The organism is Amorphus suaedae, from assembly GCF_053629675.1.
Genome location: NZ_JBRJIT010000003.1, coordinates 74,546 through 97,306 on the forward strand (window position 1 = coordinate 74,546; position 22,761 = coordinate 97,306).

Here is a 22,761-nt window from a genome sequence, read left to right on the forward strand (position 1 = left end):
GATGCGCGAAAGCGCCCGGCATTCCGGTCGAGAACGGCAGGAACGGCGCCGGCCGCGAACGCCCAACATCCTGATATCTCGCGGATTTTCTTGTCTGGCTAGCGGGCGTTCCGGATCTGGCGGCGCCGATCGGCGGATGACCTGACCAGCCTGCCCGCACGCCCGGCGGTGCGTCACGTGGCGGATCGTCCGCGATCTTCGCCACCCGAATCCCGGATCATCGCCGCACGCGTGCCTACGCGGTCCGGTTCGACGCGGCCCCGCCTCAGCCCTCTTTCGGGGCCGGGCGCGAGCCGTCCTTCTTGTCTGCCTTTTCTGCCTTTTCCGCCTTTTCGGGCGGGCCGGACGAGCCCGGCGTGCGCCAGCGCGCCAGCGCCGCGACGCGGCGGGCGGAGCGGTCCTCGTCGTCGTCCTCGTCGTCGTAGTCGCTGCTGGGGCGGAATTCCGGCGCCGCCCCCGAGGTGCTTTCCTCGGCATGGGCGATGCGGCTGTTCATCAGCTTGCGCGCCTCGGCGATCGCCTCGACCTCGACGCCGATCTCCGGATAGCGGTCGATCAGCGCCTTGAAGGCCTCGCCCTCCAGCACCAGCATCTGGCAGTAGCCGAGCGCCGTCACGTCGGCGTTGCGGCGGCCGCCGTAAAGCAGCGCCAGCTCGCCGATGAAGTCGCCGCGGCCGAGCCGGACCCGCCGCTCGCCGGTGGTGACTTCCACCGCGCCCGACGAGATGAAGTAGACCGATTCGCCGCGCTCGCCCTTTCGGATGAGCCGCTCGCCCGGCACCGCGAAGCGCGGCCTGAGCAGCCGCACCACCTTGTCGATCTGGTCCGACGTGAGGTTCTTGAACAGCGGGAACTGGGCGACGAGATCGCGGGTCCGCATGCCAAGATCGAGGCGCGGGCCGCGCTCGATGGTGGTGCGGGTGCGGTCGATCCCGCGCTCCAGGTCGGAGAACAGTTCCGCCCCGATCAGGTGGTCGGCGTAGAGCGCGCGGTATTCGCGCTCCTCGCGCTGGGTGGCGATGCGCATCAGGAAGCGCCGCTCCAGGTCGGCGGCGTAGTCGGGATACTGCAGCCGCAGCGCGTCGAGCGCCTTGGCGACCGAATCGCGCCGGAGCGTGAGAATCTCCTCGACGATGTCGCCGACGCGCTCGCCGAGCAGCGGCACCAGCCGGTTGCGCACGTAGGGCACCAGCTCGCCCAGCACGATGCGGCTGACCAGCAGCCGCTCGAAGCGTTCCGCCAGCGCCTTGATCAGCCAGCGGTCGAAGCCGGTGAAGCGGTGGATGCGCAGCGCGATGCGGAAGGAGAGCGGAAAGTCGAGGGCGCGCCGCGCCGCCCGCCGGTAGCCGACGCGGCCGGAGTAGCGCGCGTTTTCCCGCATCCGCTCGGCGTCGACGACCAGCAACGAGACGATGCCCGGCGATACCGTCCGCTCGTTGACGTGTTCCAGCAGGATCGAGCGTTCCTGGTCGGCGAGCGCCACCAGCCCCAGGGTGACGCGGTCGCGGTCGAGGATGTCCTCGGCCTTCTCCGCTTCCGCCCGCGCCGCGGAGATGCGCGCCTCGTAGGGCCGGCCCGCCTCGCGGGCGACCACCGGGGCGATGTCGTAGTCGTCGGCGGCGGTGGCGACCGCGTCACGCACGTTGCCGAGCGCCAGCGCCAGCACCTCCTCGCGCAGCGCCCGGTCGAACGCCGACAGCTGGTCGAGCTTCAGGAGCCGGATCAGCGGCTTGAGGGTGAGGCCGTTGACCAGGATGGTGTAGAGGGTGAAGCCGGTGGCCAGCACCGCGATGAAGCGCTTCTCGTCCTGTTCGAGCAGGCCGTTCTCGGTGACCGCCAGCGCCAGCGCCAGCGTGGCGGCGCCGCGCAGCCCGCCCCAGACGATGACGGCCTTGATGGGCACCGCGACCTTCTGGGAGAGGCGGGCCAGCGACAGCAGCGGCAGCAGTCCGAACAGCACCGCCGCCCGCGCCGCCAGCGCCGCCAGGATCAGCACCACCAGGCTCGCCAGATCGCCCCAGTCGACGCCGCCGAGCAGCTTCGGCACCAGGAGCGAGGCGAACACGAAGATGAGCGAGCTCGCCCAGAAGGCGATCTGGTCCCAGATTTCGGTAACGTGGCGCCAGGCGTCCGGCGACACCCGGGTGGGCCCGCCCGAGGCGACCACCAAGGCCGCGGTGACCACGGCGCTGACGCCGGAGGTGTGGAACGCCGTCTCGCAGATCACGTAGACCAGATAGGGAAGCGCCAGCGACAACGTCATCAGCGCCGCCGGCAGGTCGCGCACCAGCCGGAACAGCGCCAGCGCGCACCAGCCGCCGACCAGCCCGACGAGCACGCCGCCGACGGCGGACACGGCCAGCGTGTAGGCGGCGGCCTGCAGCGTGATCTCGGCGTTGGTGGTGAGCGCTTCCAGGAGGAGCACGAACAGGGCGATGGCGGCGGCGTCGTTGAACAGGCTTTCGCCTTCCACCAGGCGCACCAGCCGGGCCGGCGCGCCGAGGTCGCGGAAGATGGCGATGACGGCGACCGGATCGGTGGTGGCGACGATCGAGCCCAGCAGCAGGCAGACCAGCAGCGGCATGCCGGAGACCGGCTGCAGCACGAAGCCGATCACGAAGGTGGCGACGATGACGGCGACAACGGCGAGCAGGAAGATCGGCGCCGCGTCCTCCATCAGCCGCCGCACGTCGAGCGACAGCGAGGCGTGGAACAGCAGCGCCGGCAGGAAGATGTAGAGGAACACCTCCGAATTCAGCGGCGGGAAGACGAACACAGCGGCGACGTCGTCGAGCCCGCTGCTGAAGTTGGAGAACAGCAGCAGCGAGGCCCCGGTGCCGATCAGGATGCCCACCGCGGCGAGCATGACCGAGGGCGGCAGCGCCAGCCTCCGGCTGAGCGGCTCCGTCAGCCCGATCACGAGCAGCAGACCGGCGATTGCGGCGAGAACGTAAGGAAGACTCATTGATCGCCCCGGTGAATCGGACGCGGTCTCATCGGGCTGAAAAGAGGCTTTTTCGGAGCGAAGAACAAGGGCCGCGACGCAATCCCGACTGCACGCGCCACGAGCATGATGAAATTCGCCCCAGACGCAAGTTTGCCCTTGCGGGACGGGTTCGTTTCTCCTATTTCCGTCTTGCCCAATTTCGCACGTGCCTGTGGTCGCGTGCCGGTCAGTCGATAACAAGACAGGGCAAGACCGGTCTTCCGGAGCATACCGGACCCTGCGAGCGGATCGCCGCACGCAGCGCGACTTGAAGCAACGACGTAGAGGGCTTTTTTGGTCTCTGCCGGCTCTCCAAAGGCCGGGGTCACTGAAGAGGCGACTACATCCTTGCCAGGCGTGCGGAATGGGAAACTCCCGTTCCAAACGGCGGCATTTCGATAGGCCGGATTCGGTTTCCGAAAGGGTTTTTTCCCTGCTCGGAGGATCCGCCTACGCAATGAGCATAGCCGGCCCCAGGGTCGGCTTCGGGTCTTCGAGGTCGTCCTGCCGTCTCCATCGCGGCAGTTGACGCCCGAAAAGCAACCCGGTTGGAGCAACCTCGCAAAGAGGGGGAGTAGCGACAATGACCGATCGCATCCTCGACTTTCTTCGCACGCGTCGCCCCGATGGCCCTTGCCTCGTCGTGGACCTTGACGTCGTCCGCCAGAATTATCTCGGCTTCGCCCACGCGATGCCGGATACCCGCATCTTTTATGCGGTGAAGGCCAACCCGGCCCCGGAAATCCTGTCGCTCCTCGCGGAGCTCGGCTCCAACTTCGACTGCGCTTCGATCGTCGAGATCGACCAGGTGCTTGCGACCGGCATCGGCCCGCACCGCGTCTCGTTCGGCAACACGATCAAGAAGGAACGGGACATCGCCCGCGCCCATGCGCTCGGCGTGAACCTGTTCGCCGTCGACTGCGTCGCCGAGGTGGACAAGGTGTCCCGCGCCGCCCCCGGCGCGCGCGTCTTCTGCCGGATCCTGTGCGACGGCGAGGGTGCCGAGTGGCCCCTGTCGCGCAAGTTCGGCTGCGAGCCGGCGATGGCCGTCGACGTGATGAGCCACGCCCGTTCGGTCGGCCTGACGCCCTACGGCATCTCCTTCCACGTCGGATCGCAGCAGCGCGACACCGAAGCCTGGGACCGCGCCCTCTCGGTGGCGGCCGACCTCTTCCGCACCCTCGCCGAGCGTGGCGTGGAGCTGAAGATGGTCAACCTGGGCGGCGGCTTCGCGGCGAAGTACCTGAAGGACATCCCGACCGCGGAGACCTACGGCCGCGCGATCATGGGCTCGGTCCGCAAGCACTTCGGCAACCGCATTCCGGAGACGATCATCGAGCCGGGCCGCGGCATGGTCGGCGGCGCGGGCGTGATCAAGACGGAAGTCGTGCTGATCTCGACCAAGAGCGCCGCCGAGGACACCCGCTGGGTCTATCTCGACATCGGCAAGTTCGGCGGTCTGGCAGAGACGATGGAAGAGGCGATCCGCTACCCGATCCGCACCGGCCGCGACGGCGATCAGGCGACGCCCTGCATCCTCGCCGGTCCGACCTGCGATTCGGCGGACGTGATGTACGAGAAGACGCCCTACCCGCTGCCGATCACGCTGGAGATCGGGGACGAGATCCTCATCGAAGGCACCGGCGCCTACACGACGACCTATTCGTCGGCGGGCTTCAACGGCTTCCCGCCGCTTCAGTCCTACGTCATCTGAGCATCGACCGCCGCGGCTTCGTCCGCGGCGGGATACGGCGGCCCGCAAGGCCCGGCGCGCGGTTCGCGGTCCCTTCGGGGACGGCGGACACGCCGGTCTGCGACCCGGTGCCCGGGCCGCCGCTTCGTTTCACCCGTTGTTCGTCTTCTCGCCGGACCGCCACGTGGCGGCCGGAAGGGGTTAGGCCGATGATCCACCTGCGCGACGAAGCGCCGACCGACTGGTCGGCCCGCGAAACCCTTCTCGACGCCGTCTTCGGAGCCGATCGCTTCGCCAAGACGAGCGAAGTGCTGCGCGCCGGCCGCCTGCCGGCCGAAGGCCTGGCGCTGACCGCCGAAGACGACGGCCGGCTGGTGGGCTCGGTCCGCCTGTGGCATGTCGCGGCCGGCGGCGTGTCGGCGCTGCTGCTCGGGCCGCTCGCCGTCGATCCGGCCGCCCAGGGCCTGGGCGTCGGCTCCGCCCTGATGCGCCGCGCCCTCAACCGCGCCGGCGCGCTCGGCCACGCCGCCGTGCTGCTGGTCGGCGATCCGGCCTACTATGCCCGCTTCGGCTTTTCGGCCCGGCTGGCCGACGGCCTGGTCCTCCCCGGACCGGTTGACCGGCCGCGCTTCCAGGCGACGGAACTCGTCGACGGGGCGCTGTCGGAGGCGCGCGGCATGGTGGTCGCGACCGGCGCGTTTGCCGCCCCGTCGCTCGTCACCCCGCTGGCGCCGCTTCCGCGCTATCTTCCCGCCGCCGCCTGAGGCAGGATTTTTTCTCGACGTTGCGGGTGGTCACGGTCACACAACCGTCACCGCCCGCGCCGTCATGTTGCCTGACCGATACTGTCCTTCCGCCTCGATCCATTCCTTCCGCCTGAATCAAGGAGCTTCCCATGGCCGACCATCCGGTACACGGCACCATCACCGGCCCCGTCGTGATGATCGGCTTCGGCTCGATCGGCCGCGGTACGCTTCCGCTCATCGAGCGCCACTTCTCGTTCGACCGCGAGCGCATGGTGGTGATCGATCCCGTCGACACCGACCGCAAGCTGCTGGACGAACGCGGCATCGCCTTCGAGCAGATGGCCATCACCCGCGACAACTACCGCGAGGTGCTGACCCCGCTGCTGACCAAGGGCGGCGGCCAGGGCTTCTGCGTGAACCTGTCGGTCGACACCTCCTCCCTCGACATCATGAAGCTCTGCCGCGAGATCGGCGCGCTCTACATCGACACCGTCGTGGAGCCGTGGCTGGGCTTCTACTTCGACAAGTCGGCCGGCGCCGCCGCGCGCACCAACTACGCGCTGCGCGAGACCGTCCGCCGCGAGAAGGCCGCCAACCCGGGCGGCACCACCGCCGTCTCCTGCTGCGGCGCCAACCCGGGCATGGTGTCCTGGTTCGTCAAGCAGGCGCTGGTCGACCTTGCCGGCGAGCTGAAGCTCGACCGGGCGGAGCCGACCAGCCGCGACGAGTGGGCCGCCTACATGCGCGACCTCGGCGTGAAGGGCGTCCACATCGCCGAGCGCGACACCCAGCGCGCCCGCCTGCCCAAGCCGATGGGCGTGTTCTGGAACACCTGGTCGGTGGAAGGCTTCATCTCCGAGGGCTTCCAGCCGGCCGAACTCGGCTGGGGCAGCCACGAGACCTGGCAGCCGGACAACATGCAGAGCCAGACCGAGGGCTGCCAGTCGGCCCGCTTCATGCTGCAGCCGGGCGCCAACACCCGCGTGCGCACCTGGTGCCCGACGCCGGGCGCCCAGTACGGCTTCCTGGTGACCCACAACGAGTCCGTTTCCATCGCCGACTACTTCACCGTCGGCAAGGGCCTCGATCCGGAATACCGGCCGACCTGCCACTACGCCTACCACCCGGCCAACGACGCGGTGCTGTCGCTGCACGAGCTGTTCGGCAACGGCGGCACCCCGCAGGAGACGCTGCACGTCCTCGACGAGACCGAGATCGTCGACGGCATCGACGAGCTGGGCGTGCTGCTCTACGGCCACGCCAAGAACGCCTACTGGTACGGCTCGCAGCTCTCCATCGAGGAGACGCGCCAGATCGCGCCCTACCAGAACGCCACCGGCCTGCAGGTGACGAGCGCCGTGCTCGCCGGCATGGTGTGGGCGCTGGAGAACCCGGAGGCCGGCATCGTCGAGGCCGACGAGATGGACTACCGGCGCTGCCTGGAGGTCCAGATGCCCTATCTCGGGCCGGTGAAGGGCTACTACACCGACTGGACGCCGCTCACCGACCGGCCGGGCTTCTACCCGGAGGACATCGACGAGAGCGATCCCTGGCAGTTCCGCAACGTGCTGGTGCGCTAGGCGGACCCTGAAGAAGGCGGCGCCCGCCGGGAGGCGGGGGCCCCTAGGCCGTGGCGCGGCGCCTGCGCCGTCGGAAGCCGAAGACACCGAGCAGGCCGGCCAGCACGACGCCGAAGACGGCTCCGGCGCCGCCCACCACCGCGCCCTCGATGGTGGTCGGCACCGCCGGTTCGAAGTCGGCCCAGGCGCTTTGGGCGAGCTTCGGATCGAAGTCCTCGGCCAGCACCGCCATCCGCCCGAACGGGCCGGCGGTGCGGAACGCCGCCTGCTGGCGGGTCAGCCGCTCGTAGCGCTCGATGGTCTCCTGCATGGATTTCGCCCGCTCGCGCGGGAACGGGTCCTCGGCGCGCGCCAGCGCCGCGATCGCCTGGGGCCGGGAATAGCCGACCCGGCTGGCGTCGGCGTCGAAGGACGCCACGACGGCCTGGAGCTCGTCGACCGCGCCGCCGAGGCGCTGGCGGTACTGCTGGGTGTATTCGGGAAGCTGGGAGAAGATGACCCCGCACACGACGGCGGAGACGAGAGTGATGCCGCGTCTCACCATGCCTGTCCGTCCCCTGCCCGCTGCGTGCCGCCCGGATCGAATCGCTCCCGACGGCTCATGATGGCACATCCGGGCCGCCCGGAGGCCCCGACCGGCGGCAACCATGCGTTCCGTTGCGCCTCGCGCCTTCCGGACAACGCGCCGCAGCCGGTCCACGTTCCCGCGTGCGCCTGACCGGTCACCCCCAGCCCGCACCTTCACGATCCCGTCACCGGCTGACATGATCGCCGCATGCCCTGCGGCGCCGGTTTATCATCGTCTGCAGGTACGGCCGCGCCGGCCTTGAGCCGGCCAGGCGGCCTGGCTTGAACGGCCGGCGCTGTCATGCGCCGGGCATGGGCCGACACGGTCGGACGAGGCCGCCATGGGGCGGCCGGGGGGAGACAGCATGGCCGATCAGCCGACTGCGATCGCCGAGGAGCGCGGGCGTCGGCGCGCGCTCGCGCCGCTCTCCCTGTTCCGCCGCTCCGGCGGGGCAAGCCCGCTGCCGGCCCGCATCCAGCGACTGGTGATCGCCGAGGAAGAGCGCTCCGAACGCCTGATCGGCTGGGTGCAGCTCGCCGTCGTGCTCACCTTCGCCACGCTCTATGCCATCGCGCCGCGCCCGGCCGACGCCGGCATGATGCTCGCCCCCGTGCCGATCGCGCTCGGCATCTACTTCGTGTTCACGCTGATCCGCATCGCGCTCGCCCGCGTCAACGCGCTGCCCGGCTGGTTCCTGTTCCTCTCCATGGTCGTCGACACGGCGATGTTGTTCGGGCTGATCTGGTCGTTCCACTACCAGTACGGCCAGCCGCCGGCGTTTTCACTGAAGGTGCCGACGTTCATGTACATCTTCGTGTTCATCGCGGTCCGGGCGCTGCGCTTCGACCCGCGCTTCGTCATCACCCAGGGTCTGCTGGCCGCGCTCGGCTGGATCGTCGTCGTCGGGCTCGCCCTCGACAGCTCGCCGCCCGGCACCGTCACCCGCTCCTTCTCCGCCTATCTCGGCGGCAACGCGATCCTGATCGGCGCCGAGTTCGACAAGGTGTTCGTCATCCTGACGGTGACGGCGATCCTGGCGCTGCTGCTCTGGCGGGCGCGGTCGACGCTGATCACCGCGATCCGCGAGAGCAGCGCCACCCGCGACATGAGGCGCTTCCTGTCTGAGGGCGTCGCCGACGTCATCACCTCGTCGGAGATGGAGCTTTCCGCCGGCCAGGCGGTGGAGCGCGACGCCGCGGTGATGATGCTCGACATCCGCGCCTTCACGCCGTTCGCCACCACCGTCTCGCCCCACGTGGTCGTCGAGGCGCTGACGCTCTATCACGGGCTGGTGGTGCCGATCGTCGAGCGCCACGGCGGCGTCATCGACAAGTTCCTGGGCGACGGGGTGATGGCGAGCTTCGGCGCCGTCATGCCCTCGGAGACCGCCGCCGCCGACGCCGTTGCCGCCCTGGACGAGATCCTCGGCATCGTGCCCGCCTGGCACGCGGCGCTTGCCGCCCGCGGCATCGACCAGCCGCTGCGGATCAACGGCGCGGTCGCAGCGGGGCGCATCGTGTTCGCCACCATCGGCAACGACGAGCGGCTCGAATACACGGTCATCGGCGAGCCGGCCAACCTCGCCGCCAAGCTGGAGAAGCACAACAAGGTCGCCGGCTGCATCGGGCTGGTGGACGGAGGCACCTATGCGCGGGCGTGCGAGCAGGGGTACGCGCCGGCGCGCGGCGTCCGCACCCTGGACGACTGCCGGGTCGACGGCGCCGTCGGCACCCTGACGCTGGTGGCGTTCGATGCCTGAGCCGCCGCGCGCGGCAACGGGCAAGCGAACCGAACGGCGGCGGCACCGTTCCCCTCCCGTGGGGCGGCGCCAACGCGGCGCCCCGCTCCGATCCGACATGACGCACACAGACCGCACCATCCCATGAAGACGATCCGCACCGGAACCATCGACCGCACGCGACTGACGATCGTCGTCGCCGACATCACGGCGCTGGAGGTGGACGCCATCGTGAACGCGGCCAACACCCGGCTCGCCGGCGGCGGCGGCGTCGACGGCGCAATCCACCGGGCCGCCGGGCCGGAGCTGATGGCGGCGTGCCGCCGGATCGGCGGCTGCCCGACCGGCGAGGCGCGGCTGACCGACGGCTTCCGCCTTCCGGCCCGCCACGTCATCCACACGGTGGGGCCCGTCTGGTCGGGCGGCGGCCGCGCCGAGGACGCGCTGCTCGGCTCGGCCTACCGGTCGTCGCTGACGCTGGCCGCCGAGGCCGGTGCGGGCTCGATCGCGTTTCCCGCGATCTCGACCGGCGTCTACGGCTTCCCCGCCGATCGGGCGGCCGAAATCGCGGTGGGCACGGTGGCCGACTGGCTGGGTGCCGAACCGCGCGACCTCGACACCGTGGTGTTCTGCTGCTTTTCAGAGGCGAGCGCCGACCACCACGCCACCGCCTTCGAGACGCGCGGCCTCGCCACCGCGCCGGAGCGGACTTGACCATCGACGACGCCACCGGGCACGGCCGCCGCGCCGCGCGCCCGGCCACCCGCAACGCCTCGGCCCGCGCCGCTCAACCCCATCGGGTCCGAGCGGAGCGGGGCCGGGCGACAGGAAGGAACGCTGAATGGGTTATCTCGACAACGGCAAGTGGATCTCCGACGAAGGCGGGTTCGCCAACAAGGAGGGCAAGTTCGTCCGCAAGAACTCCGCCTTCCGCAACTACGTCACCGCCGACGGCAGCCCCGGCCCCACCGGCGAGGGCGGGTTCCAGGCCGAGCCGGGCCGCTACCATCTCTACGTCTCGCTCGCGTGCCCGTGGGCGCACCGGACGCTGATCCTGCGCGCGCGCAAGGGCCTGAACGACCAGATCGGGCTGTCGGTGGTGCACTGGCTGATGAAGGAGAACGGCTGGACGTTCCGGGAGGCGCCCGGCACCATCCCCGACACCGTCAACCACGCCGACGCGCTCCACCAGGTCTACACCGCCGCCGACCCCACCTATTCCGGCAAGGTGACCGTGCCGGTTCTGTGGGACAAGCAGCGGGGCACGATCGTCTCCAACGAATCGGCCGACATCATCCGGATGTTCAACAGCGCCTTCGACGGCGTTGGCGCGGCGGCCGGCGACTACTACCCGGAGGCCCTGCGCAGCGAGATCGACGCGGTGAACGACCGCGTCTACGAGACGGTCAACAACGGCGTCTACCGCTCCGGCTTCGCCACCTCGCAGGAGGCCTACGAGGAGGCGGTCACGCCGCTGTTCGAAACCCTCGACTGGCTGGAGGAGCGGCTGTCGAAGCACCGTTTCCTGGTGGGAGACCGGCTGACCGAGGCCGATGTCCGCCTGTTCACCACCCTGGTGCGGTTCGACCCGGTCTATCACGGCCACTTCAAGTGCAACGTGCGCCGGATCGTCGACTATCCGAACCTGTGGAACTACACGCGCGACATCTACCAGCGGCCGGGCGTGCGCGAGACCGTCGATCTCACCCACATCAAGAACCACTACTACCAGAGCCACGCCTCGGTGAATCCGTCGGGGGTGGTGCCGGTCGGCCCGCAGATCGATTTCGATGCGCCGCACGACCGCGACCGCTTCGCCGAAGAGCCGGTCGCTTCCTGATCGCGTCGCGGGCCGGTCAGGTGATCAGCCCGCGGCGCAGCGCCTCCGCGACGGCGTGAAGCCGGTTCGTCGAGGCGAGCTTGCGGCCCGCGGAGGCGAGATACCAGTCGGCGGTGTGCTGGGAGATCGACAGGATCTGGCTGATCTCCCAGCTCGTCTTGCCCTCCGCGCACCACTGCAGGCACTCCTGCTCCCGGCGCGTCAGCGTTCCGCGTTCGGGCGTATCGCGCACGGGATGGACGACCGCCCCGGTCAGCTTCGCGTGGGCGTTGATGGCGACCACCTGCAGGAAGGCGGTGGCTTCCGGGTCGGTGCGCACCTGCGATCCGCCGAACACCGCCACGGCAGGAGCGGCCGACATGCGCCGGAGCGGGATGGCCATGCCGTCAGTCAGGCCGAACCGCGCCGCGTCCTCGAAGAAGGACGTGTGCAGGGCGCACCCGCACCCGCCGCTGCGCACGTCACGCCAGGTGAACGGCGTGACCCGCTGCTCGGCGAAGGCGAGGATCGGATCCGTCGCCAGGTAGCCGGCGGTCGCATAGGTGCTCGACCAGCCAGCGGGCCAGTTCTCCATGAGCACCGAACGCCCCGTCGGCTCCCGCCCCGTGGCCGGATCGAGCGTCGTCAGCCCGAACCCGCTCAGACCGAGGTGCAACAGGGCCTGCCCGAGCGACGCCGCCACATCGGTGGGCGTCTTTGCCCTGCGGAGCCTGTCCAGGGTCTGTACCGCCTGCTCGAGAAACTCCATTGAATGGTCGATTTCCGATGGCCGCTCCCATCGCCTTCAATTCCGCCCGCGGCATGGTCGCAGGCCCGGTTCACCTGTGATGCCGCCTGACGCGACGCTGGCAACCGTCGCGCACGGTCGCTTCACTGCGTCCATTGACACCGCCCGGACGGACCGAGGCAAGGGGGCTTTGAACTCATCGTTCAAAAAAGGTGACCAAGACTATCGGGTTTCGACGGGGCCGAGCCGACACCCCATGGCGTCCGCTCTGGTGCCTCGGCCCGTAGGGAGGCAACAGGGCTCCGATCGGCAGACCGCAGGGCGGTCGGCACGAGCGGCGCCGGCGGTCGCGCGCGTCTCTCGGAAGCTCGGAGATCGTGTGGAGGGGCCTATCCGGCCAGGGTTCCGGCTCCGGAGAACGCCCGTGCGTTGTCACTGTCCGGCACCGCGCTTGGGATGACCTCGCGCATCAGCCGCCGCATGGAGGCCTCGATCTCCGGCACCGGAAGCAGGCCGAAGTTGTGGAGCGTCACGATGTGGTTCACGCCCATTCCAGCGAGCGCCGCCACCTTGTCGCGCACCGTGTCGATGCCGCCCATCAGCGACAGGCCGGACGCCATGATGTCGTCATAGGTCTGCTTGCGGGCATAGAGCCGGGTGTCGACGTAGAGGTCGAAGGCGGTCTCCGCCGTGCGGCGCGCCGCGGCGTCGCTCTCGGCCACATGGGTGTGCAGGGTGACCAGGATGTCGTCCGGCTGGCCGTCGATGCCGCCATCGGCCTGGCCGTTGCGGTAGGCCTCGACGAGGCCGGCGATGTCGTCGAACCCGCCGACCGAGGCGTAGGGCACGGTGAAGATCTTCTGGCCCTTCCTGCCGATGTGGTAGGCGGCCTCGCCGTTGAGGATCGCCACGTAGACCGGCGGGGTCGGGCGCTGGAGTGGCACCACGTTGAGCGCCACGTCCTCGACCGTGCGCCACTTGCCCTCGTAGCGCACGCGTTCGCCGGCGAGCGCCTTTTCCACGATCGCCAGGTTCTCGTCGAAGCGCTCGCGCTTTTCCGCTGGATGGATGCCGTAGCCCTCGAACTCGTGCTTGAGGTAGCCCGAGCCGACGCCCAGCGTCAGCCGGCCGCCGGACAGCACGTCGACCATGGCGTAGCCTTCCGCCACCGTCAGCGGGTCGTGGAAGGTGAGGATGGAGATGGCCGTTCCGAGCCGGATGCGGCTGGTGCGCTGGGCCATCGCGGACAGCATGATCAGCGGGTTGGGCACCACGCCGTATTCGTGGAAATGATGCTCGGCGACGAAGAAGGTGTCGTAGCCCTCGGCTTCGGCGAACTCGGCCTGGGACAGCACCTGCTCGTAGAGCTCGGCGACCGACCGGCCCCGGCCCGGGTAGTGGTCCTGGACGGAGAAGATCGAGGTGCGGAACGTCATGGCGGATCCTCCGAAGACCGGTGACGGCGTGGCATCCAGCCGTCCGGACTTTCCTTATTTCGTAAATTGATTACACATAGCGTAATTCTGGAGCCCGCCCGATGTCAACGATCGATGCCGCCGATCCGACCGCGCCCGCCGACGAACCCGGCTCGTCCGGCGTGCGCTCGGTGGAGGTCGGTCTGTCGCTGCTGCCCGCCATCGCCGCGGCACCCGGGCCGCTGTCGCTGACTGAGATCGCCCATGCCACTGGCATGGCCGCCCCGAAGGCGCATCGCTATCTGGCAAGCCTGATGCGCGCCGGCCTGGTGGCGCGCGGCGGCGACGGGGGGCAGTACGTGCTGGGGCCGCTGGCGGTCTCGGTGGGGCTCGCGGCGCTCGGCCGCCTCGACCCGGAGCGGCGCGGCCGCGAGGCGGTGCACCGTCTCGCGCACGATCTCGGCGAGACGGCGCTGCTGGCGGTGCTCGCCAACCGGGGCGCCACCGTCGCGGCGGTGGAGCCGGCCGCCCAGTCGGTGTTCATGGCGGTGCGCGTCGGGTCGGTGCTGTCCATGGCGCGCTCGGCCTCGGGACGGGCGTTCCTGTCCTTCCACGACGACCCTGCCGTGCGGGCGGAGGCCGGAACCGAGCTCTCCCCGGCAGAGATCGACGCCCTCGTCGCCGAGATCCGGTCGGCCGGCGTCGCCTGCGTGCGCGACACCATGCTCGCCGGCATCTCGGCCGTCGCCGCCCCGGTCTACGATCACGAGGGGCGGGTGGTGCAGGTGCTCACCGTGCTGGGCTCCAGCACCGCCTTCGACGCCACCCCCGGCGGCAGACCGGCCCGCGCCGTGCGCACCGCGGCCGAGGCGGTCTCCCGCGCGCTCGGCCATTCGGGCTGAGGGCGCCTCAGGCGCGCATGGGCCCCGGCGGCGAAACGGGCGGACGACCGACCGGCCATCCGCCCGCGCATCTCCTTGCGGGTCGTCCTACTGGCTGGCCACCGCCGGCGGCGGCAGCGTGCCGAACAGGTCTTCCATGGCGAGCCCGATCGCCAGCAGGCGGCGGTCGGTGAAGCCCGGCCCGTCGAGCTCCAGCCCCACCGGCAGACCGGCGTCCGTCAGCCCGATCGGCAGCGTCAGCCCCGGCAGGCCGGCGTTGGAGCCCGGATCGGTGTTGCGGATGTAGGTCTGGAAGGTCGGCACCTGCGTGCCGTCGAGATCGACGGTCTCGCCCGAGCCCTCCTTCGGCGGCGCCGCCAGGATCGTCGTCGGGAACACCAGCGCATCGAGGTGGTTGGCCGCGAACGTCTCGGCGTAGAGGGTCTGGAGCTGCGGCCGGAGGACGCCGATCGCCGCGGCATAGGCCGCCTCGGGCATCTGCTTGTCGCCGACCACGAAGTTGTCGAACACGAACTTCACGTCCGGGCTCGCCACGCCGTCGGCGACGTCCTGCAGGCTGGCGCCGGCCTTCCACGCGTCGAGGAACGCCGGCAGGTCGCGCGCCACCTCGTAGAGCGCGACGGGGAAGCCGATCTGCTCGTTGAGCGCCATCACGTCCGGCATTTCCACCGGCACCAGCGTCGCGCCGGCGGCCTCCAGCTTCGCCACCGCGGCGTCCCAGACGCCCTGGACCTCCTTCGACAGTCCGCCGGTGAACGCCTCGGCGACGCCCAGGCGGACACCATCCAGGGCCACCGGGTCGAGCACGGTCGCGCCTCCGGTGATGGCGCCGTCCAGCAGCACCAAGTCGTCGACGGTGCGCGCGATCGGACCCGGCGTGTCGCGGGTGTGGGAGATCGGCACGATGCCCGACGTGGGATAGCGGCCAACGGTGGGGCGCAGGCCGGCGATGCCGTTGAAGGCGGCCGGGATGCGCACCGAGCCGCCGGTGTCGGTTCCGAGACCGCCGGGAGCAAGGTGTGCGGCGACGGCAGCGCCGGTGCCGCCGGACGATCCGCCGGCCGAGCGCGTGGCGTCGTAGGCGTTGCCGACCGCCCCGAAGTGGGCGTTGGCGGAGGTGATGCCAAAGGCGAGCTCGTGCATGTTGGTCTTGCCGAGGATGATCGCGCCGGCCGCTTCCAGGCGCTCGATCACCGGGGCGTTCGCCTCGCTGACGAAGGTCTCCAGCGCCGGCGTGCCGCCGGTGGTCGGCAGGCCCTTGACGATGATGTTGTCCTTGATGACCAGCGGTACGCCCAGGAGCGGCTGGTCGGCGGCCTCGTCGCGGGCAAGCCGCTCGTCGGCCTCGGCCGCGGCCGCTTCGGCGGCATTCACGTCCAGGGTGATGAAGGCGTTGAGGTCGTCGTGCGCCTCGGCGGCCTTGGCCAGCGCCTCGACGAGCTGGACGCTGGTCACCTGGCCGGCGCGGATCGCGGCGGCGGCCTCGCGCACCGTCATCGCCCGCGGATCCTCCTGCGCGGCGGCAGCGGTCGCGGCGAGGCCGGCGCCCAGGACAACGGCCATGGCCAGCCCCTTCCGTCGGGTCGTAACTCTCGGATCGGTCGTCATCGTGCAGTCTCCCCTCGGATGGCCCCTCCCGGAGCCGAAGCACCGAGCCTCGCCGATCGCGCCCGCCCCGCCATCCTCGAAAATGACGATGCGTCGCGGCCGCCGCATGGGCAGCCCCGTCCCGGCCGGAGCGCGGCTACAGCAGCACGCCGAGCAGGGCGGCGCGTGAGCGGCAGCCGGTCTTGGCGAACATGTGGGTGAGGTGGGTCCTGAGCGTCGGCACGCTCATGCCGCAGGCCTCGGCGATGGTGGCGTCGCTGCCGCCGGCGGCGAGCGCCCGGGCCACCTCGGTCTCCCGTGGCGTCAGCCGGTAGTGGGCTGCCGCGACCGCAATGCGGGCGTCGCGATCGTCGCCGGTCTGCCGGCCGGCGAAGCGGTAGGCGGTCCGCATGGCCGAGGTGAAGGCCGGGCCGATGAGGTCGAGCAGCGCCAGCTCCGAGCGGTCGAAGTTCGCCTTGCCGCGCCGCCGCCAGATGCGCAGGTCGCCGACGTGCCGCACGCCGTCGTGGCCGTGAAAGTTCATGCCGAAATGCAGGCCGTCGCGGGCCAGGAAGTCGTTGAAGAACTCGGTGCGCTCGAGCGCCGGCTGCTCCAGCACCTCGTTCACGTGGGTCGCCCGCACCCGCTTCTTCAGCTCCAGCGTGATCGGATCGCGGAACTGGAAGTAGGCGTCGTAGCTGTCGAGGTTGGCCGGGTCCATGTTGAGGAACACCCGGTCGCCGAAGGTGCGGGCCACCGGATCCCAGACGAACGAGGCGAACTGGTCGGCCTTCAGGAGATCGAGCAGAACCTCGCCGGCGCGGGTGCGCATGCGGTCGCGATCCTCGCAGTCCGCGAGGGTCGCCATCAGCTTGCCGACAAGGCGCACGTCGCGTGCGCCGAGCGTGGTCAGCATCGGCCGGTCCTCAACCTCGACGTCGAGGCCGAGTGTAGCGCAACCGGCGCCGCCGTCCATCGCCCCGCGTCGGGCGTGCCCGGGGGCTGCCTATTCGGTGACCGGCATCAGCACCCAGTAGTCGAGGTCGAGCACGACCGACGGATCGTAGTGGCCCTCGGCGTCGCGGTCGGGGAAGTCGGAGCACGGGCGGTCCTTGGTGGCGACCGTCCGCAGCCGCAGCGCGCCGAGATCGCGGCGACCCGGGATCTCGCCCATGTCGAGGACCTCCGACCAGGCGTAGATCGTGTCGCCGGCGAAGACCGGCGCGACGTGGCGGCCGGCGTTGATGGCGGCCAGGTGAAACGCCGTGGCGAGCCCGTTGAACGACAGCGCCCGGGCGAGCGAGATCACGTGGCCGCCGTAGACCAGCCGCCTGCCGAAGCGCCCCTCGCCCTCGGTGTGCTGGTTGAAGTGCACCTTGGCGGTGTTCTGGTAGAGCCGGGTGGCGATCTGGTGCTCGGCCTCCTCGATGGTCATGCCGTCGACGTGGTCGATCTTCTCGCCGACCGAGTAATGGCTATGGCGGAAGGGCGATCCGGCGAGTGCGTCGTCCCAGCCGTCGATGTCGAGGAGCGGCACGGCGTTGCCCAGCGAGTCGGCTTCCAGCGCGAACGGCAGGTGCGGCACGTGGGCCTCGGGCGGCGGCGTGTCGGGGTCGCGCTTGCGCACCATCACCCAGCGCACATACTCCAGCACCTCGGTGCCGTCGGCCTTGAAACCGGTGGAGCGGACGTAGACGACGCCGGTCTTGCCGTTGGAGTTCTCCTTGAGGCCGATCACCTCGGAGACGGCGTTCAGGGTGTCGCCCGGATAGACCGGCGCCATGAACCGGCAGCCGGCGTAGCCGAGGTTGGCGACCGCGTTCAGGGAGATGTCGGGCACCGTCTTGCCGAAGACGATGTGGAACACCAGCAGATCGTCGACCGGGCTGTGCGGATAGCCGAGCGCGTGGGCGAACGCGTCCGACGACTGCACCGCGAACCGCGACCCGAACAGGCCGGTGTAGAGCGCGACGTCGCCGGCCGTCACCGTGCGCGGGGTGGCGTGCTGGATCACCATTCCGACGGTGAAGTCCTCGAAGAAGTTGCCGTAGAAGGTTTTCGACACGCGCCCGTACCCCGATGGTGGTTTCACAAAGCCTGTTGCAGCGTTTGCCCGGGGTGCTGTCAAGATGGCGCGGTGGGGCGCCGGGGCGGGAGGCGGAAAAGTGGGGAGGGTTCCGACATGACACGCAGGCTGATTTCGTCCGGGTCGCCGTTCGAGGCCGCCGCCGGATATGCGCGCGCCGTGGTCGACGGGCGCTGGGTCTTCGTTTCCGGCACCACCGGCTACGACTACGCGACGATGACCATGCCGGACGACGTGGTCGCGCAGACCCGCAACGCGCTGGCGACCATCGGGCAGGCGCTGGCCGATGCCGACGCCTCGTTCGAGGACGTGGTGCGGGCGCGCTACTACGTCGTCGACCCCGACGACGTGGAGCGGGTGTTCGCCGTCCTCGGCTCGGTGTTCGGGACCATCCGGCCGGCCGCGACGATGGTCGTCTGCGATCTGATCCGTCCGGAAATGAAGATCGAGATCGAGGTGACCGCCCGCCGCCGGATCTCCCGCCCGGACGACTAGCCCCCGGACAAGGGACGGCGATCGCGGCTTCGCGGCATCTCGTCAGGGCCGGCGAACTGCGCTATGGGCTCCCCAGTCCGAGTGCCGCGGGCCGTCCGGCCTGTCGCGGTCCCGCTCCGCCAAGGAAGTCCGATGCTTCGCCGCCTCTATGACAAGACGCTGGCCCTCGCCGCCGGCCGCCATGCCCCTGCCGCCCTCGCAGGCGTCTCCTTTGCCGAAAGCTCGGTGTTTCCGATCCCCCCGGACGCGCTGCTGATCCCGATGGTGATCGCGCGCCGGTCGAAGTGGGCCTGGTTCGCGCTGATCTGCACCATCGCCTCCGTCCTCGGCGGCGCGTTCGGCTATCTGATCGGCTACTCGGCGTTCGAGGCGATCGCCCAGCCGATCCTCTCCTTCTACGGCTATGCCCACAAGTTCGAGGACTTCGCCGCCCGCTACAACGACTACGGCGCGTGGATCGTCTTCATCGCCGGACTGACGCCGTTTCCCTACAAGGTGATCACCATCGCCTCGGGCGCCACCGGGCTCGACTTCGCGGTGTTCATGCTGGCGAGCGTGCTGTCGCGCGGCATCCGCTTCTTCGCGGTGTCGGGGCTGCTCTACCTGTTCGGCCCGCCGGTCAAGGCGTTCATCGAGAAGCGGCTCGGGCTGGTGTTCACCGTCGCCGTGGTTCTGCTCGTCGGCGGCTTCGTCGCCGCCAAGCTGCTGATGTAGCGCGCGTCCGGTACCGCCCCCGGCCAGGCCGGGTGACCCGGCTCGCCGGCTCGGACGCGCCGACCAGCGGCCCCCCCCCTTGGGGCCAAAAACGATCGCGATCCATTTTTGTCGCGATCTGTGCCAATAAGGCGCCGGACGGTCCCCTCGCCTGATTCCCCGCCGCCGCCACGCTCGGACGGACCCCGCACCGGGTCAGGCGCGACAACAACGACGTTGATGCGGGCCGTCATCGCCGTATGCTGCCCCCATGCTGGAGTTTGACGTGGACCCCCTTTCCCGCCGCCGCCTGATGCTGTTCGCGGCCGCAGCGTTCGCCGTCTCCTCGGCGACGATCCTCACCGCCTGGGGCTTCCAGCTGATCGGCGGCTACATGCCCTGCCCGCTCTGCCTGGAACAGCGCGTGCCCTATTACGTCGGCATCCCGATCGTGCTGGTGGCGGTGTGGCTGGCGTCGGTCGGGCGCGTGCGGGCCACCCGGGTGCTGCTGATCGCCTTCGCCGCGGTGATGGCCTACGGCTGCTATCTCGGCGTCTATCAGGCCGGCGCGGAATGGGGCTTCTGGCGGGGGCCGACCGATTGCGCCACCGCCGACACCATGGTGCGCGATGCCGGCAGCCTCCTGCAGACGCTCGGCGAGACCCACATCGTCAGCTGCACCGATCCGGCGCTGCGGATCTTCGGGCTGTCGTTCGCCGGCTGGAACGCCGTGGCGTCGGCCTTCCTCGTGCTGATCGGCCTCGTCGGCGCGCTCGGCGGACGGTCGCGGACGCGATGAGCGCCAAGCCGCCTCCCCCGCCGCCCGAGGACTGGGCGGAAAAGTGGGGCCGGCGGATCGGCCGCGGGCTCGGCTATGTCGCCGTCCTTGGCCTGGTGGTCTTCCTCGTCGTCACCTACCTCTGACGAATGCGGCCGTGTCACGCGGGAAGCGGTGACGACCGGGTCGCCGCCTGACCCGCATGGCGCCCTATCGGAACAGGTAGCGGACGCCGAAGCGCAGCTCGTGGGAATCGATGCCGTCGATGGAGACGCTGCTGCCGTTGGAGCCGATGCCGGTCTTCGCCTCGCCGAAATTGACGTAGCGGTAGCCGGCATCCAGCTCGATCGCCTCGGAGAGATCCAGGGTCACGCCGGCCGCCACCGACCAGGCGAAATTCCACTCCGAATTGTCTGCGAAGGCGGTAACGCCGCCCGTCGGCATGCGCTGCTCGACGGAATCGAGCGACAGGTTGGCCAGGCCGAGACCGCCGCCGACATAGGGCCGGATCCAGGATTCCGGTGCGAACTCGGCATAGGCCGAGGCCAGCAGCGCGGTGGAGGACAGCGAGCCGGAAATGGCGCCGGTGCCGGCCGTGCCGCTGGTATCGGCGGAGAAGTCCCGGCCGGGCGCGTAGGCCACGGTCAGATCGCTGCGGAACCAGTTGGAGAAGCGGTAGCCGACGCCGCCGCCGACGCTCACCTGCGCATCGAGGGTGCCGCCGTCGACGGTGCCCAGGCCCGCCGGGGCGTTCACCACCGACACGCCCGGCGACGGCGACCAGACGCCGCCCACGTCGAAGCGCACGTAGGCCCCGCGCCGCTCCACCTCGTCGGGAAGGATGTCGTCGGTGTGCTGCAGCACCGGCACGTCCGCGTCGGCATCGACGTCGGAGGCGGCGGCCGCCCCGCCGGAGACGAGCAGCGCGACCAGGGTCGCGGCGAGCAGTTCAGGTACGTGGCGGTGCATCACGGCTCCTTCGACCCACCAGTGACGAGCGATCGATTCGATCGGTCCGCCACAGTGGGGCGAAGGGCGTTAATTCGGCGTTAACCGTGTTTCTTAACCACGTTTTCCCCAGATGCGACGGCAGCCGGCCGGTGGGCCGGCCGTTCGTCACGGCATCTTCCAGGGCGAGGAAGAGAGGGGGGCGGGCCGCCCCGCCGGCCGTAGCCGGCGGCGATCAGGCCGCCGCCTGGACCACCGCGGTGGCGATATCGTCGACGACCGCCTGCACCAGTCCGGCGTCGTCGCCCTCGCCCATCACCCGGATGAGCGGCTCGGTGCCCGACGGACGGACCACCAGCCGGCCGGAATTGCCGAGCCGGTCGCGGCCGCTGTCGATGGCCTTCAGGACGATGTCGTTCTCCAGCGGCTTGCCGCCGCTGTAGCGGACGTTCTTGAGGATCTGCGGCACCGGCTCGAACCGATGGCAGACCTCGGAGACCGGCTTGCCGGTGCCGACGACGACCGAGAGGATCTCGAGGGCCGCCAGCAGCCCGTCGCCGGTGGTGGAATAGTCGGCCATCACGATGTGGCCCGACTGCTCGCCGCCGAGATTGAAGCCGTGGGCGCGCATGTGCTCGACGACGTAGCGGTCGCCGACGCGGGTGCGCGCCAGCGACAGGCCGATGCGGTCGAGATAGCGTTCCAGGCCGAGATTGGACATCACCGTGGCAACGATGCCCGGCGCCGACAGGCGCTCGGTCTCCTTCCAGGAGGCGCCGATGACCGCCAGCAGCTGGTCGCCGTCGACGGGCTGGCCTTTCTCGTCGATGACGATCAGCCGGTCGGCGTCGCCGTCCAACGCCACGCCGATGTCGGCGCGCACCTCCAGCACCTTCTCGCGCACCTTGCCAAGCGAGGTGGAGCCGCAGTCGGTGTTGATGTTGATGCCGTCCGGGTGGTTGCCGATCGGCACCACCTCGGCGCCCAGCTCCCACAGCGCCTCGGGCGCGACGCGGTAGCCAGCGCCGTTGGCGCAGTCGACGACCACGCGGATGCCGTCGAGGCTGAGATTACGCGGGAAACTGCGCTTGATGTACTCGATGTAGCGGTCGCGGACGCCGTCGAGGCGCTGCGCCCGGCCGATGTCGGCGCCGGTCGCGAGCCGCTTGGACAGGTCCTCCTGCATCAGCCGCTCGACCTCCAGCTCGACCTCATCCGACAGCTTGAAGCCGTCGGACCCGAAGATCTTGATGCCGTTGTCGTCGTACTTGTTGTGGGAGGCGGAGATCATCACGCCGATGTCGGCGCGCAGCGAGCGCGTCAGCATCGCCACCGCCGGCGTCGGCACGGGACCGAGCAGGAACACGTCGACTCCCACGGCGGTGAAGCCGGCGACGAGCGCGTTCTCCAGCATGTAGCCCGACAGCCGGGTGTCCTTGCCGATGACGACCCGGTGCTGGTCGTCTCCGTTGAGCAGCGCCAGACCGGTCGCCATGCCCACCTTCAGCGCGATGTCCGGCGTCATCGGCCAGCGGTTTGCTTCGCCGCGGATGCCGTCGGTTCCGAAGAAAGTGCCCATCTACCCGAGAGTCCTCTGTCCGTTGTCGCTCCGGAAGGCCAGGCCGTTCCGAAATCGCGCCCGCTCGTCCGGCAGGAAACCCTAAGGGCCCGCCAAAGTTCAGGGCGCCCGGAAACTCCGACGGGGCGTCGGCCGATTCGACGGGGCGCGAGCCGGATAGGGATAGCCCGAGACGGGGCCGCCTGTCCTGCCATCCGGCTCACTTTTTCTCGGCTTTTGTTACAAGGACCCGGCGCCATTGCCGATCGCCCGGATCGCCGGACCGACATCACGCGGCTCCCGCAGCCGGCGTGCCACCCGTCCCGGTCGGACGGGGACCGGCCGAACCCGCTCTCGGCCGGACGCAAAAAGGCCGGGCTTGCGCCCGGCCTTTCGCGGATTTTCAGAGGGACCGGAGAGA

At 70.0% G+C, this 22,761-nt stretch carries 20 protein-coding genes; 11 read left to right on the forward strand and 9 right to left on the reverse strand.

Annotated elements, in window-relative coordinates; all coding sequences use genetic code 11:
* Window positions 1–265: 265 nt before the first annotated feature.
* Window positions 266–2,965 (reverse strand): cation:proton antiporter, encoded by a 2,700-nt coding sequence (locus AB7M35_RS21785; RefSeq protein WP_453962637.1) that lies wholly within the window; start codon window positions 2,963–2,965, stop codon window positions 266–268.
* Between the two features lie 604 nt (window positions 2,966–3,569).
* Here AB7M35_RS21785 and AB7M35_RS21790 point away from each other — a divergent pair.
* From AB7M35_RS21790 to AB7M35_RS21800, 3 genes are all read left to right on the forward strand, one after another.
* Window positions 3,570–4,700, forward strand: a complete 1,131-nt coding sequence (locus tag AB7M35_RS21790; protein WP_453962638.1) for a type III PLP-dependent enzyme — start codon at window positions 3,570–3,572, stop codon at window positions 4,698–4,700.
* 188 nt (window positions 4,701–4,888) lie between these two features.
* Window positions 4,889–5,443, forward strand: coding sequence for a GNAT family N-acetyltransferase (locus tag AB7M35_RS21795; RefSeq protein WP_453962639.1), 555 nt, complete (start codon window positions 4,889–4,891; stop codon window positions 5,441–5,443).
* 131 nt (window positions 5,444–5,574) lie between these two features.
* Complete coding sequence (locus AB7M35_RS21800) at window positions 5,575–7,005, forward strand: homospermidine synthase (protein WP_453962640.1); 1,431 nt, start codon at window positions 5,575–5,577, stop codon at window positions 7,003–7,005.
* A 43-nt stretch (window positions 7,006–7,048) separates the two neighbouring features.
* On the opposite strand, the gene AB7M35_RS21805 is transcribed toward AB7M35_RS21800, so the two are convergent.
* Complete coding sequence (locus tag AB7M35_RS21805) at window positions 7,049–7,549, reverse strand: DUF2937 family protein (RefSeq protein WP_453962641.1); 501 nt, start codon at window positions 7,547–7,549, stop codon at window positions 7,049–7,051.
* Window positions 7,550–7,937: 388 nt separating this feature from the next.
* Here AB7M35_RS21805 and AB7M35_RS21810 point away from each other — a divergent pair, with 388 nt between their 5' ends.
* From AB7M35_RS21810 to AB7M35_RS21820, 3 genes are all read left to right on the forward strand, one after another.
* Window positions 7,938–9,332, forward strand: a complete 1,395-nt coding sequence (locus tag AB7M35_RS21810) for an adenylate/guanylate cyclase domain-containing protein (RefSeq protein ID WP_453962642.1) — start codon at window positions 7,938–7,940, stop codon at window positions 9,330–9,332.
* 123 nt (window positions 9,333–9,455) lie between these two features.
* On the forward strand, window positions 9,456–10,025 hold the full coding sequence (locus AB7M35_RS21815; protein WP_453962643.1) for an O-acetyl-ADP-ribose deacetylase: 570 nt from the start codon (window positions 9,456–9,458) through the stop codon (window positions 10,023–10,025).
* A 127-nt stretch (window positions 10,026–10,152) separates the two neighbouring features.
* A complete protein-coding gene (locus tag AB7M35_RS21820) occupies window positions 10,153–11,151 on the forward strand; it encodes a glutathione S-transferase family protein (protein ID WP_453962644.1) in 999 nt (332 codons plus the stop codon).
* A gap of 16 nt (window positions 11,152–11,167) precedes the next feature.
* Here the strand turns inward: AB7M35_RS21820 and AB7M35_RS21825 are convergent, their stop codons facing one another.
* Together AB7M35_RS21825 and AB7M35_RS21830 are read right to left on the reverse strand one after the other, a co-directional pair.
* On the reverse strand, window positions 11,168–11,899 hold the full coding sequence (locus tag AB7M35_RS21825; protein WP_453962645.1) for an autoinducer binding domain-containing protein: 732 nt from the start codon (window positions 11,897–11,899) through the stop codon (window positions 11,168–11,170).
* Between the two features lie 368 nt (window positions 11,900–12,267).
* Complete coding sequence (locus AB7M35_RS21830) at window positions 12,268–13,314, reverse strand: LLM class flavin-dependent oxidoreductase (RefSeq protein ID WP_453962646.1); 1,047 nt, start codon at window positions 13,312–13,314, stop codon at window positions 12,268–12,270.
* Between the two features lie 101 nt (window positions 13,315–13,415).
* On the opposite strand from AB7M35_RS21830, the gene AB7M35_RS21835 reads away from it, so the two are divergent.
* Window positions 13,416–14,195: an IclR family transcriptional regulator gene (locus AB7M35_RS21835; RefSeq protein ID WP_453962647.1), complete on the forward strand. Its 780-nt coding sequence runs from the start codon at window positions 13,416–13,418 to the stop codon at window positions 14,193–14,195.
* A gap of 87 nt (window positions 14,196–14,282) precedes the next feature.
* On the opposite strand, the gene iaaH is transcribed toward AB7M35_RS21835, so the two are convergent.
* The 3 genes from iaaH to AB7M35_RS21850 all read right to left on the reverse strand — a co-directional run bounded on the left by iaaH (window position 14,283) and on the right by AB7M35_RS21850 (window position 17,847).
* Window positions 14,283–15,758, reverse strand: coding sequence for an indoleacetamide hydrolase (iaaH, locus tag AB7M35_RS21840; RefSeq protein ID WP_453962648.1), 1,476 nt, complete (start codon window positions 15,756–15,758; stop codon window positions 14,283–14,285).
* 181 nt (window positions 15,759–15,939) lie between these two features.
* Window positions 15,940–16,698, reverse strand: coding sequence for a response regulator transcription factor (locus AB7M35_RS21845; RefSeq protein WP_453962649.1), 759 nt, complete (start codon window positions 16,696–16,698; stop codon window positions 15,940–15,942).
* 90 nt (window positions 16,699–16,788) lie between these two features.
* The gene (locus AB7M35_RS21850; RefSeq protein ID WP_453962650.1) at window positions 16,789–17,847 is read right to left on the reverse strand and encodes a MaoC family dehydratase; all 1,059 of its coding nucleotides are present in this window, start codon (window positions 17,845–17,847) and stop codon (window positions 16,789–16,791) included.
* Between the two features lie 117 nt (window positions 17,848–17,964).
* On the opposite strand from AB7M35_RS21850, the gene AB7M35_RS21855 reads away from it, so the two are divergent.
* The 4 genes from AB7M35_RS21855 (at window position 17,965) to AB7M35_RS21870 (ending at window position 19,980) form a co-directional block, all read left to right on the forward strand.
* Window positions 17,965–18,363, forward strand: a complete 399-nt coding sequence (locus tag AB7M35_RS21855; RefSeq protein WP_453962651.1) for a RidA family protein — start codon at window positions 17,965–17,967, stop codon at window positions 18,361–18,363.
* Window positions 18,364–18,495: 132 nt separating this feature from the next.
* On the forward strand, window positions 18,496–19,077 hold the full coding sequence (locus tag AB7M35_RS21860) for a YqaA family protein (RefSeq protein WP_453962652.1): 582 nt from the start codon (window positions 18,496–18,498) through the stop codon (window positions 19,075–19,077).
* Window positions 19,078–19,327: 250 nt separating this feature from the next.
* A complete protein-coding gene (locus AB7M35_RS21865) occupies window positions 19,328–19,855 on the forward strand; it encodes a disulfide bond formation protein B (RefSeq protein ID WP_453962653.1) in 528 nt (175 codons plus the stop codon).
* A complete protein-coding gene (locus AB7M35_RS21870) occupies window positions 19,852–19,980 on the forward strand; it encodes a hypothetical protein (RefSeq protein WP_453962654.1) in 129 nt (42 codons plus the stop codon). Before AB7M35_RS21865 ends, AB7M35_RS21870 begins: the two co-directional genes overlap by 4 nt.
* 64 nt (window positions 19,981–20,044) lie before the next feature.
* Here AB7M35_RS21870 and AB7M35_RS21875 read toward each other — a convergent pair whose 3' ends face one another.
* Together AB7M35_RS21875 and glmM are read right to left on the reverse strand one after the other, a co-directional pair.
* Window positions 20,045–20,803 carry an outer membrane protein gene (locus AB7M35_RS21875; protein ID WP_453962655.1) on the reverse strand — a complete coding sequence of 253 codons (759 nt, stop codon included), beginning with the start codon at window positions 20,801–20,803 and terminating at the stop codon, window positions 20,045–20,047.
* 214 nt (window positions 20,804–21,017) lie between these two features.
* Window positions 21,018–22,361: a phosphoglucosamine mutase gene (gene glmM / locus AB7M35_RS21880; RefSeq protein WP_453962656.1), complete on the reverse strand. Its 1,344-nt coding sequence runs from the start codon at window positions 22,359–22,361 to the stop codon at window positions 21,018–21,020.
* Between the last annotated feature and the right edge of the window lie 400 nt (window positions 22,362–22,761).

Bases quoted from the DNA above. Each gene is read 5' to 3' on its own strand.
- AB7M35_RS21785 (WP_453962637.1), bottom strand. From the start codon at position 2,965: ATGAGTCTTCCTTACGTTCTCGCCGCAATCGCCGGTCTGCTGCTCGTG.
- AB7M35_RS21790 (WP_453962638.1), top strand. From the start codon at position 3,570: ATGACCGATCGCATCCTCGACTTTCTTCGCACGCGTCGCCCCGATGGC.
- AB7M35_RS21795 (WP_453962639.1), top strand. From the start codon at position 4,889: ATGATCCACCTGCGCGACGAAGCGCCGACCGACTGGTCGGCCCGCGAA.
- AB7M35_RS21800 (WP_453962640.1), top strand. From the start codon at position 5,575: ATGGCCGACCATCCGGTACACGGCACCATCACCGGCCCCGTCGTGATG.
- AB7M35_RS21805 (WP_453962641.1), bottom strand. From the start codon at position 7,549: ATGGTGAGACGCGGCATCACTCTCGTCTCCGCCGTCGTGTGCGGGGTC.
- AB7M35_RS21810 (WP_453962642.1), top strand. From the start codon at position 7,938: ATGGCCGATCAGCCGACTGCGATCGCCGAGGAGCGCGGGCGTCGGCGC.
- AB7M35_RS21815 (WP_453962643.1), top strand. From the start codon at position 9,456: ATGAAGACGATCCGCACCGGAACCATCGACCGCACGCGACTGACGATC.
- AB7M35_RS21820 (WP_453962644.1), top strand. From the start codon at position 10,153: ATGGGTTATCTCGACAACGGCAAGTGGATCTCCGACGAAGGCGGGTTC.
- AB7M35_RS21825 (WP_453962645.1), bottom strand. From the start codon at position 11,899: ATGGAGTTTCTCGAGCAGGCGGTACAGACCCTGGACAGGCTCCGCAGG.
- AB7M35_RS21830 (WP_453962646.1), bottom strand. From the start codon at position 13,314: ATGACGTTCCGCACCTCGATCTTCTCCGTCCAGGACCACTACCCGGGC.
- AB7M35_RS21835 (WP_453962647.1), top strand. From the start codon at position 13,416: ATGTCAACGATCGATGCCGCCGATCCGACCGCGCCCGCCGACGAACCC.
- iaaH (WP_453962648.1), bottom strand. From the start codon at position 15,758: ATGGCCGTTGTCCTGGGCGCCGGCCTCGCCGCGACCGCTGCCGCCGCG.
- AB7M35_RS21845 (WP_453962649.1), bottom strand. From the start codon at position 16,698: ATGCTGACCACGCTCGGCGCACGCGACGTGCGCCTTGTCGGCAAGCTG.
- AB7M35_RS21855 (WP_453962651.1), top strand. From the start codon at position 17,965: ATGACACGCAGGCTGATTTCGTCCGGGTCGCCGTTCGAGGCCGCCGCC.
- AB7M35_RS21860 (WP_453962652.1), top strand. From the start codon at position 18,496: ATGCTTCGCCGCCTCTATGACAAGACGCTGGCCCTCGCCGCCGGCCGC.
- AB7M35_RS21865 (WP_453962653.1), top strand. From the start codon at position 19,328: ATGCTGGAGTTTGACGTGGACCCCCTTTCCCGCCGCCGCCTGATGCTG.
- AB7M35_RS21870 (WP_453962654.1), top strand. From the start codon at position 19,852: ATGAGCGCCAAGCCGCCTCCCCCGCCGCCCGAGGACTGGGCGGAAAAG.
- AB7M35_RS21875 (WP_453962655.1), bottom strand. From the start codon at position 20,803: ATGCACCGCCACGTACCTGAACTGCTCGCCGCGACCCTGGTCGCGCTG.
- glmM (WP_453962656.1), bottom strand. From the start codon at position 22,361: ATGGGCACTTTCTTCGGAACCGACGGCATCCGCGGCGAAGCAAACCGC.